Origin of the sequence: Mesorhizobium sp. M1050, from assembly GCF_040318715.1 — a bacterium.
In the GTDB taxonomy this organism is placed as follows: domain Bacteria; phylum Pseudomonadota; class Alphaproteobacteria; order Rhizobiales; family Rhizobiaceae; genus Mesorhizobium.
In genome coordinates this window covers 23,733-33,654 of record NZ_JAMYMV010000065.1, presented here as the reverse complement: position 1 = coordinate 33,654, position 9,922 = coordinate 23,733, and the positions used below count along the sequence as shown (strand labels likewise).

The 9,922-nt window shown below is 61.8% G+C and carries 6 protein-coding genes and 1 pseudogene; 1 reads left to right on the top strand and 6 read right to left on the bottom strand.

What is annotated here, in order from left to right; translation table 11 throughout:
* From NKH57_RS26860 to gltX, 4 genes and pseudogenes are all read right to left on the bottom strand, one after another.
* Positions 1-1,231, bottom strand: a pseudogene (locus NKH57_RS26860) (adenylate/guanylate cyclase domain-containing protein); the annotation flags it as partial.
* Positions 1,228-1,536, bottom strand: a complete 309-nt coding sequence (locus NKH57_RS26855) for an adenylate/guanylate cyclase domain-containing protein (RefSeq protein WP_352948814.1) — start codon at positions 1,534-1,536, stop codon at positions 1,228-1,230. The pseudogene NKH57_RS26860 and the gene NKH57_RS26855, both read right to left, overlap by 4 nt.
* A gap of 417 nt (positions 1,537-1,953) precedes the next feature.
* On the bottom strand, positions 1,954-3,282 hold the full coding sequence (gltA, locus tag NKH57_RS26850) for a citrate synthase (protein ID WP_031260182.1): 1,329 nt from the start codon (positions 3,280-3,282) through the stop codon (positions 1,954-1,956).
* Positions 3,283-3,466: 184 nt separating this feature from the next.
* Positions 3,467-4,891 (bottom strand): glutamate--tRNA ligase, encoded by a 1,425-nt coding sequence (gene gltX / locus NKH57_RS26845; protein WP_352948812.1) that lies wholly within the window; start codon positions 4,889-4,891, stop codon positions 3,467-3,469.
* A 100-nt stretch (positions 4,892-4,991) separates the two neighbouring features.
* On the opposite strand from gltX, the gene NKH57_RS26840 reads away from it, so the two are divergent.
* Positions 4,992-7,457: a ComEC/Rec2 family competence protein gene (locus NKH57_RS26840; protein WP_352948810.1), complete on the top strand. Its 2,466-nt coding sequence runs from the start codon at positions 4,992-4,994 to the stop codon at positions 7,455-7,457.
* Here NKH57_RS26840 and lexA read toward each other — a convergent pair.
* Entirely contained in the window at positions 7,451-8,203 is a 753-nt protein-coding gene (gene lexA, locus NKH57_RS26835) for a transcriptional repressor LexA (RefSeq protein WP_352948808.1), read from the bottom strand. The two genes, NKH57_RS26840 and lexA, sit on opposite strands and share 7 nt — an antisense overlap.
* A 443-nt stretch (positions 8,204-8,646) precedes the next feature.
* The gene (gene kynU / locus NKH57_RS26830) at positions 8,647-9,894 is read right to left on the bottom strand and encodes a kynureninase (protein WP_352607458.1); all 1,248 of its coding nucleotides are present in this window, start codon (positions 9,892-9,894) and stop codon (positions 8,647-8,649) included.
* Positions 9,895-9,922: the final 28 nt, after the last annotated feature.

Genomic DNA, 9,922 nt, shown 5'->3' with positions numbered 1-9,922 from the left:
CGAGATAGCTAAGCACTTCCTTCGGCCTGCCGTTGAAATTCAGAGCATTGGCCAGCGAGAGATAATTCCAAGTATCGCTGGGATCTAGCGCCACCGACTTCAGAAGAACGGTAACTGCGTCGTCCGAGTCGTGCTCGCGGACCATCAACTCGGCGACGAGCTGATAGTAGCCCGGCGAAGGATACCTGGCCGCCGCTTCCAGGGTTTCATAGATCTTGCCCTGGGCCACGTCGGTCGTAAGCCCCATTACTACGACCCGACCGACATCCGCGTCCCAGTAGGCCCAGGCGAGCTGGGCGTACGCCGCGCCGAAATCGGGGTCGAGTTGCACGGCTTGCTGGAAATACTTCACAGCCTGCGCAAACTCCTCGGGCGTGTTGATACGGTTGTAGATGTCCATCCCCTTGAGATAGGCCTCATAGGCCTCGGGATTACTGGTGCCTCCGGCCCGGGTAGCCGGCGCGCCGCTCACCAGGCGGAGCTGGAGCGCACCCGCGATGCTGCTGACAACGCTGTCCTGCAGCGCGAATACGTCTGCCCACCGGCCGTCGAAACGCTCCGCCCAGAGATGTCTGGAAGTCGAGCCATCGATCAGCTGCGCATTGATGCGCATGTCGTCGCCGACGCGGCGAATCGAGCCTTTCAGCAGGTACCGGACGCCCAATGCCGCCGCAATCTCCGCCGGCTTTGGGTCCTTGTCCTTGTAAGCGGAGGCCGCGTTGGGGGAGAAGACGAAAAGACCCGGCACACGCGCCAGTGCGGTCGTCAGATCCTCGGTGAAGCCGTTGGCGAGATATTCTTGTTCCTTGTCGTCGCTGAGATTGTCGAAGGGCAGGACGACTAGCGAGGCCCGGGTGTCGGCTGCCTCGCTGACGGTCGGAACGGCAAGCTGTGCAGGCCTCTCCCACGGCTGCCACCATGCTACTGCAAGGCCGAGAGCCAGGACGAGAACACCCGCCGTGACTGGAAGACGCCAGGCGCGCGGCTGGCGGCGAGCATGGAGGGTCTTGCCCGCTGCCGCTGGATCAAGCAGTACGCGATACGCCCGAACTGGTTCGGTGATGTTCTTAACCCTCTGTTCGCCCATTGACGCAAATGTGAACGCTAGCTTCCTCTCGACCTCCTTGGCCACTTTTCCCGAGACGCAGATGCCGCCCGGTTCCGCTAACTGCTGAAGTCTGGCCGCGATGTTGACCCCATCGCCATACCGGTCGTCGCCGTCAACGATCACCTCGCCGAGGTTGATACCATCCGCACCAGGATCTGTTCCGACTCGGGAAGCGAGGCGTTGCGCTCGGACAGGCCGCGCTGCAGCGACACTGCACATTCGACGGCATCGACGACACTGCCGAATTCGGCCAGCATCCCATCGCCCATCAGCTTGAAGATATGGCCGTGGTGGCGAGCGATTTCGGGTTCGAACAGCTCTTTGCGTCCGGCACGAAGGCGCTCGAATGTACCGGCCTCGTCGCGCTCCATCAGAGACGAATAGCCCACTACATCTGCGGCTAGAATCGCGGAAAGCTTGCGGTCCATTGTTGGCCTGGCCCCGGCGGAACATAGCATTGGTTGTTCCGATAAGAAACTGACCTCACCAGCACTCAGCAAATCCCTATTTTCCGCGCGTTCATTGATGGCTGATGCGGCGACGGTTGACCAATATCGTATTCTACCACATTCAAGACATTCGAGCTTACCTGTCGGAATGGCTCGTTTGGGTCATGGATGTGAATTCGGCCGAGCGGGTGGGAGCATATTGCCTTCTCCGGCGACTTCCTTTGGGATCGAGCAGCCAAAGCAGCCGGCCGGAAAGCTCTCAATCTGTCCGCGAAACAGCGGGCAGCATGACGATGTTCAAGCTTCGTTCCCCCTTAGCGTTGTTTAGCGGGAAACCAACGCTATGCCCTATATAAAAGTCCCTATTCGCTACTGGCTATTCGCTATTCGCTCCCATCACCGCTTGGCGATCGGCACGTAGTCGCGCTCCGGCGCGCCGGTGTAGAGCTGGCGCGGGCGGCCGATCTTCTGGCGCGGATCCTCGATCATCTCTTTCCACTGCGCGATCCAGCCTACGGTGCGGGCGACCGCGAACAGCACGGTGAACATCGTGGTGGGGAAGCCCAGCGCCTTCAGCGTGATGCCGGAATAGAAGTCGACGTTCGGGTACAGCTTCTTCTCGATGAAATAGGGATCGGTCAGCGCGATCTTCTCCAGTTCCATGGCGATGTCGAGCAGCGGATCGTCCTTGATGCCGAGTTCGCCCAGAACCTCGTGCGCCGTCTTCTGCATGATCTTGGCGCGCGGATCGTAGTTCTTGTAGACGCGGTGGCCGAAGCCCATCAGCCGGAACGGGTCGTTCTTGTCCTTGGCGCGGGCGATGAACTCCGGGATATTGTCGACATGGCCGATCTCGCCCAGCATGTTGAGCGCCGCTTCATTGGCGCCGCCATGGGCCGGCCCCCACAGGCAAGCAATGCCGGCGGCGATGCACGCGAACGGGTTGGCGCCAGAAGAGCCGGCGAGACGAACGGTCGAGGTCGAGGCATTCTGCTCGTGATCGGCATGCAGGATGAAGATGCGCTCCATGGCGCGCGCCAGCACCGGGTTGATCTTGTATTCCTCGCATGGCACGGCAAAGCACATATGCAGGAAATTGGCTGCGAAATTCAGCTCGTTCTTCGGGTAAATGAAGGGCTGGCCGATGTGGTATTTGTAGGCCATCGCGGCGATCGTCGGCATCTTGGCGATTAATCGCATCGACGCCACCATGCGCTGGTACGGGTCGGAGATGTCGGTGGAATCGTGATAGAAAGCCGACAGCGCGCCGACCACGCCGCACATCACCGCCATCGGGTGCGCGTCGCGGCGGAATCCAGTGAAGAAGCGCGACATCTGTTCGTGCACCATGGTGTGGCGCGTCACGCGGTAATCGAAATCGTCCTTCTGCGCCTTGGTCGGCAATTCACCGTAGAGCAGGAGATAGCAGACCTCGAGGAAGTCGCCGTGTTCGGCCAACTGGTCGATCGGGTAGCCGCGATGCAGCAGTATGCCGGCGTCGCCGTCGATGAAGGTGATTTCGGACTCGCAGCTTGCGGTCGAGGTGAAGCCGGGATCGTAGGTGAAGGCCCCGGTGGTGGTGTAGAGCGAAGCGATGTCGATGACATCAGGCCCGACAGAACCGCTTCTCACCTTGAATTCGTGGGTCTTGCCGGCGAATGCAAGTGTTGCCGTGGCCTCCTGGCCCTTGCCGCCCAAGTCCAGTTTTTTAGCAGCGTCGGTCATTGCAAACTCCTTCTTGTTTCCTCATGCCGGCAAAGGCAAAATTCTGCAGAGCGACACGTTGAGATCACCGCAATGCGCGTATTCGCCACCGCATTTCAGGAGGTGCGTGCCAGATTGGGCCAAGGCCTAATGTTGCACTGCGAAACCCGCCTTTCAATGCCAATCTTCTTGGGCCAGATTGCTGCTAATCGATTTGGTCTTCTATGCGCGCCAGGCTTTCCTCGCGGCCGAGCACGGCAAGCACATCGAACACGCCCGGCGAGGTGCTTTTGCCGGTCAAAGCGGCGCGCAGAGGTTGGGCCACGGCGCCGAGCTTGTGGCCACCAGCCATGGCAAACTCGCGGATCGCGGCCTCCGCCGAGGCGGCCGTCCAATCACTTGTAAGCCCATTCAAAGCTTCGTGAGCGCCGCGCAGGATCTTGCGGGCATCGTCATTGAGCAAAAGGGCCGCCTTGTCGTCGATCGGTAGTGGCCGCGTGGCAAACAGGAAGGCAGCACCATCGACGAGTTCGACCAGCGTCTTGGCTCGCTCCTTCAGGCCCGGCAACGCGGCCAGCAGCTGCGCCTTGTTGCTGTCGTTCAGGCGCGCGGCCATCGCCGGGCCGCCTTCGAGATAGGGGAGGGTGGCGATGAAGATATCGAACAGCTCGTCGTCGCTCATGCGGCGCATATGCGCGCCGTTGATCGCCTCCAGCTTGGCGAAGTCGAATCGGGCCGCACTTTTGTTGACATCACCGATGTCGAACCAGGAGATCATATCGTCGATCGACATGATCTCGTCGTCGCCGTGGCTCCAGCCCAAGCGCGCCAGATAGTTCAGCAACGCCTCCGGCAGATAACCCATGGCGCGATAGGCTTCGACGCCGAGCGCGCCATGCCGCTTCGACAGCTTGGCGCCATCGGCACCGTGGATCAACGGGATATGCGACATCGAGGGCACAGCCCAGCCCATGGCGTTGTAGATCACGGTCTGGCGCGCGGCGTTGGTCAGATGATCGTCGCCGCGGATGATATGGGTGACGCCCATGTCATGATCGTCGACGACGACGGCATGCATGTAGGTCGGATTGCCGTCCGAACGCAGGATGATGAAATCGTCGAGATCCTTGTTGGGGAAGCGTACCTCGCCCTGGACACGGTCATGGACAATCGTCTCGCCCTCGGTCGGCGCCTTGATGCGGATGGCACCCTTGGCGCCTGCAGGCGCCTCTGAGGGGGCACGGTCGCGCCAGCGGCCATCATAGCGGGGCGGCAGGCCCTTGGCTCTGGCGGCCTCGCGCATCGCCTCCAGTTCGGCCGGCGTGGCATAGCAATAATAAGCCTTGCCCAGGCGCACGAGTTCCTCGGCCACCTCGCGGTGGCGCGGCGCGCGCTCGAACTGCGACACCGGCTCGCCGTCCCAGGTCAGGCCGAGCCAGGAAAGCCCGTCGAGAATGGCAACTGTCGCCGCGTCGTTGGAGCGTTCGCGATCGGTATCTTCGATGCGCAGCAGCATCGTGCCGCCGGTGTGCCTTGCATACAGCCAGTTGAACAGCGCCGTGCGCGCGCCGCCTATATGCAGGTAGCCAGTGGGCGAGGGAGCAAAACGGGTGACGACCTTGTCGGACATGTAACTCTCGGAAACCATCTGAAGCGGCTGCGGTGCGCGGACTTTCGCGCGCCCGGCGTTCATGTAGCATAGGGTGTCGAGGGCGCAAGGGGCAGACCCGATGGCTGGACGAGGCTGGGGCTCGGATCAGGACGAGGACGCTGTCATTGGCGTCAGCGAGCGGTCCCTGTTTGCAGCGCCACTGCCGGCTTCATTGCCGCAGCCATCGCCCCTCGTGCCGGCACCCGGCAAGGCGCCTTTGCAAGCCGGTGTCTCCGCCCCTGTTCCAACTGCCGAAGCCAGCAGGATCGTGCGCGTGCGCCGGCAGATTGGCCTGATATCACCGCCGCGCCTGCGCCGTAGCCTGGCCATGGCGGCGGGCCTGGAACTCGACCGAGGCGTGGCCTTCCTGCTGGTGCCGGTCTGCCTGGCAAGCGGGGCGATCGGCTATTTTTCGCTGGCGGCGGAGCCGGACTTCGCAAAGCCTGTCGCAGTCGTCATCTTGGCCGGGCTCTGCGCGCTGGTCTCGCATTCCTGGCCGAAGACCCATCTGTGCATCATGGCGGCACTTTTGTGCACGCTCGGCCTGCTCGCCGCGAAGGTCGAGACATGGCGAGCCGGAACGCAGATGCTGGGCTCGGAAATCTCGACGCAAGTGACCGGCCGGGTCGTCTCGCTCGAACGCATGGAGAGCGGTCGCGTCCGGCTGACCATCGACGTGGCATCGACTGCAAGGCCGAAACTGCGCTATGCGCCGGAGCGGGTGCGGCTTTCGGCACGCAATATCCCGGCGGACATGACCGCCGGTTCCCTAATCACTGGATATGCCAAGCTGTTGCCGCCGACCGGGCCGGTGCGGCCGGACAGCTACGACTTCTCCTTCGACAGCTATTTCGCCGGCATCGGCGGCAGCGGTTTCTTTCTCGGCAATCCAAAACTTGTCGTCACCGAGGACGATAGCATGCCGCTGGCGGCCCGGCTTTCCTCGGGGATCGAAAAAGCCCGTGAAGCCATTGCCGATCACATCAGGGGCAGCGTCGGTGGCGCCGAAGGCGAGATCGCCGCGGCGCTGATCGTCGGCGTTCGCGCCGGCATTCCCGATGACGTGAACGAGGCGATGCGGCGTACCGGCATCTATCACATCATCTCCATTTCCGGACTGCACATGGCGCTGGTCGCTGGCACCATCATGGGTTTGCTGCGTGGCGCCTTCGCTCTGTTTCCGAATTTTTCCGCGCGTCGCCCGGTCAAGAAGTATGCTGCGGCCGCCGCACTGTTCTCGATCGCCGCCTATCTTGTCATCTCAGGCGTCGTCGTTGCCGCCGAGCGCAGTTTCATCATGCTGGCGGTGATGCTGATTGCCGTTCTGTTTGATCGGGCTGCGCTGACGATGCGCAATCTGGCGATCTCGGCGATCGCCGTCATCATGGTGTCGCCGCATGAAGTGGTCGGCCCGAGTTTTCAAATGTCGTTTGCCGCGACGGCCGCGCTGGTCGGCGCCTATGCCGGCTGGGCGGATCATCGTGCGGGGAAAGCGAGGCCACCGCCGCCAAAGCGATCCTTGCCCGGCTTCCTGACGCGAAAATTCCTGCTGGCGGCAGGCGGCCTTGCCATGACATCCATCATCGCCGGCAGCGCCACGGCGCTGTTTGCCATCTGGCATTTTCAGCGTGTGTCGCCGCTCAGCCTATTCGCCAACCTGGCCATCATGCCTATCGTAACAGTCGTGATGTTCCTGGCTGTCGCCAGCGCGCTGCTGATGCCATTCGGGTTTGACTGGCCGGCCCTCTATCTGATGGGCAAAGGCCTGACGGTGATGATCGCGATGTCCGGATGGATTTCCGAGCGTTCGCCAGTCGACGCAATCGGTTTGATTTCGCAGCAATCCGTCGTGCTGGTGACGATTGCCTTGGTCATCGCGACGATGGCGACCACATGGTTGCGGCTCGCAGCGCTTCCCTTCGCGCTTGCCGGCCTGTTGACCGTCTCGGATACGCGCGTACCTGACGTGCTGGTCTCGGAGGATGCAAGGCTGGTGGCGCTGCCGATTGGCGGCGGCGAACTCGCGGTCAGCCGGGCCAGGCCGAACGAATTCACCGTCGACAACTGGAAGCGTGCGCTGACATCCGAAAGCATTATCGCGCCGGAGGTGTTCGACGAAGGCGACGGGCAATTCGACGTCGAGGATGCGGCTGAAATGCCGCCGGGAGCGCCATTCTATTGCACATCAGGCGTTTGTCTCGCCAGGCATCCGTCCGGAGCTATCATTGCCTATGTCGAGGACCGAAAGGACACCTGGAAAGCCTGCGGCTTCGCCGACCTGATCGTCATCAACGACGCGACGGCCTATGACGCTTGTCACAACCCGCTGGTTCTCGTCATCACCAAACGGCAACTGGCTCGCAATGGCAGTGCTGCCGTCTTCTTCGATCGCCAGTCGGCGACCACGCCGGCAACGGTCAGCTTTGCGGTGGGTAGGCCCTACCGGCCTTGGCACGTGCAACGTAAGTTTTCGCGTGAGGCGAGGGGCCTGCCGCCCTTCAAGAGACCGGACAAGCCCGTCGTTAAACCGCAGCTGCCTCAGTAACGGCGGATCAGGCCGACAAGCTTGCCCTGCACCTTGACCCGGTCTGGTCCGAAAATCCGCGTCTCATAGGCCGGATTGGCGGCTTCGAGAGCAATCGAGGCACCCTTGCGGCGGAACCGCTTCAGCGTCGCTTCCTCTTCATCCACCAGCGCCACGATGATCTCGCCAGGGCTCGCCGTATCGGCGTTGCGGATGATGACGGTGTCGCCGTCGAAGATGCCGGCCTCGATCATCGAGTCGCCCTTGACCTCCAGCGCATAGTGCTCGCCTCCCATGATCATGTCCGGCGGCACCGAGATCGAATGGGTCTGGTGCTGGATGGCATCGATCGGCACACCGGCGGCGATGCGCCCCATCACAGGGATCGACACGGCGGAGACCACGTCGTCGTCATTGCCGGCTGAAGGCATCCGCGAAGACGTCGGCTTGATCTGCCGGCCAAGGCCGCCCTGGCCGACGCTGGCCTGACCAAGACTGCCCTGGATGACGCTTGGCGAGAATTTTTTTGCGGCGTTGAGGCCGGGCGCGATCGAATCCGGCAGCCGCAGCACTTCCAACGCGCGTGCCCGGTTGGGCAGCCGGCGAATGAAGCCGCGCTCTTCCAGTGCCGTGATCAAACGATGAATCCCGGATTTGGAGGCAAGGTCGAGCGCCTCCTTCATCTCGTCGAAGGATGGCGGAATGCCGCTTTCCTTCAGGCGTTCATGAATGAACATCAGCAGTTCGTGTTGCTTGCGTGTCAGCATGGCGGCCCCCAGGGTACCTAAAAACCAGAATCAGAAAACAAACCCAGAACAAACACTATATGTTCCAGTTGTGTTCTGCAACCGTTTAAAGTTTAATGAATCTGTTAAGGCCGCTGAAATTATTTGGCGCGCGCCAGCGCGCTTGGGTGATCACGGCATGCCGTCACAAGGCGCTTTCCGGCATTGAAATTGTTATGGTTAATGGGCTGCCGCCCATCGTTGGCCCAAGCTTTGGCATGAGCTGCCCATGGATCCGCGACGGGGCATTTCCAGCCTTCCATGCGTTCGTCTGCCGTGAACGAAACGAAGCCAAAATGCCAACCTTGGTTAATTTGTTGATGCCAGTGTTGGCCAGCAGCGGCAACCGGATTTGTGCACTGGAAATTCGTCCCTCCATCATCCGACCAAGAGGCAACGATGCGACAACAGTTGGGACGACTGCGTCAGGTCACGGCCTCCTTGACGGCGAAACGCTGGTCCTTCCATGCATCCGTTCGCAGAATGTCTTCCAGCACCTCGACCGCCAGCCACACGTCCTTGTAGCCGACATAGAGCGGCGTAAATCCGAAACGGATGGTTGACGGCGCGCGGAAGTCACCGATCACTCCGCGCTCGATCAGCGCCCGCATGATTTGATAGCCATGATCGTGAACGAACGACACCTGGCTGCCGCGCCTGGTCGCGTCGCGGGTGCTCTCCAGCGTGAGGCCATAGGCGCCGCACTTCGCTTCGACGAGCTGGATGAACAGTTCGGTCAGCGCGACGCTTTTCTTTCGCAATGCCGCCACGTCGACGTCGTTCCAGATTGCGAGCGCACCTTTGAGCGCCCGCATCGACAGGACCGGCTGCGTGCCGCACAGAAAGCGGCGGATACCGGTGCCGGCAACATAGCCTCGTTCGAAGGCAAAGGGCCGTGCATGCCCCCACCAGCCGCTGAGCGGCTGGCTGATCGCGCCGTGGTGGCGTTGCGCGGCATAGATGAAGGCCGGCGCGCCTGGACCGCCGTTGAGGTACTTGTAGGTGCAGCCGACAGCGAAATCGGCTTTTGCATGATCGAGCTCGACTGGCAGAGCGCCAGCGGTGTGGCATAGATCCCAGACGATCAGCACTCCGGCCGCATGAGCTATGCGCGTCAGCGCCGCCATGTCGCGCAGTTCACCCGATTTGTAATTGACGTGGTTGACCAGCACCACCGCGACGCTTTCGTCGATCAGCTCTTCGATGGTTGGCGCGTCGACGCCCGCGAGGCGCAGAAGGACCCCATCCCGGGTCGAGGCAACGCCTTCGGCGATGTAGAGGTCGGTGGGAAAACTGTCAGCCTCGGCGACGATGGCCGATCGGCCGGGCCGCATCTCCATCGCGGCATGTAGCACCTTGTAGATGTTGATCGACGTCGTGTCGCAGACAACAGTCTGTCCGGCTGCGGCCCCGATCAAGCGTCCGAGCTGGTCGCCGAGTTCGATCGGCATCTCGAACCATCCGGCTGTATTCCAGGCCCGAATGAGATCCTTGGCCCATTCCTCGGTGGCCGCCTGCTGCAGCTCGCCGAAAACGGCATGCGACGCTGCCCCAAGCGAATTGCCGTCGAGATAGATCACCCCCTCCGGCAGAATGAAACGATCGCGCATGGCGCGGAGCGGATCCGTGGCATCCATCGCTTCGATTGCAGCGAGATCAGGAATTCCACTCATGGTCAGTCAGTCCTCGGTTGTTCGCGAA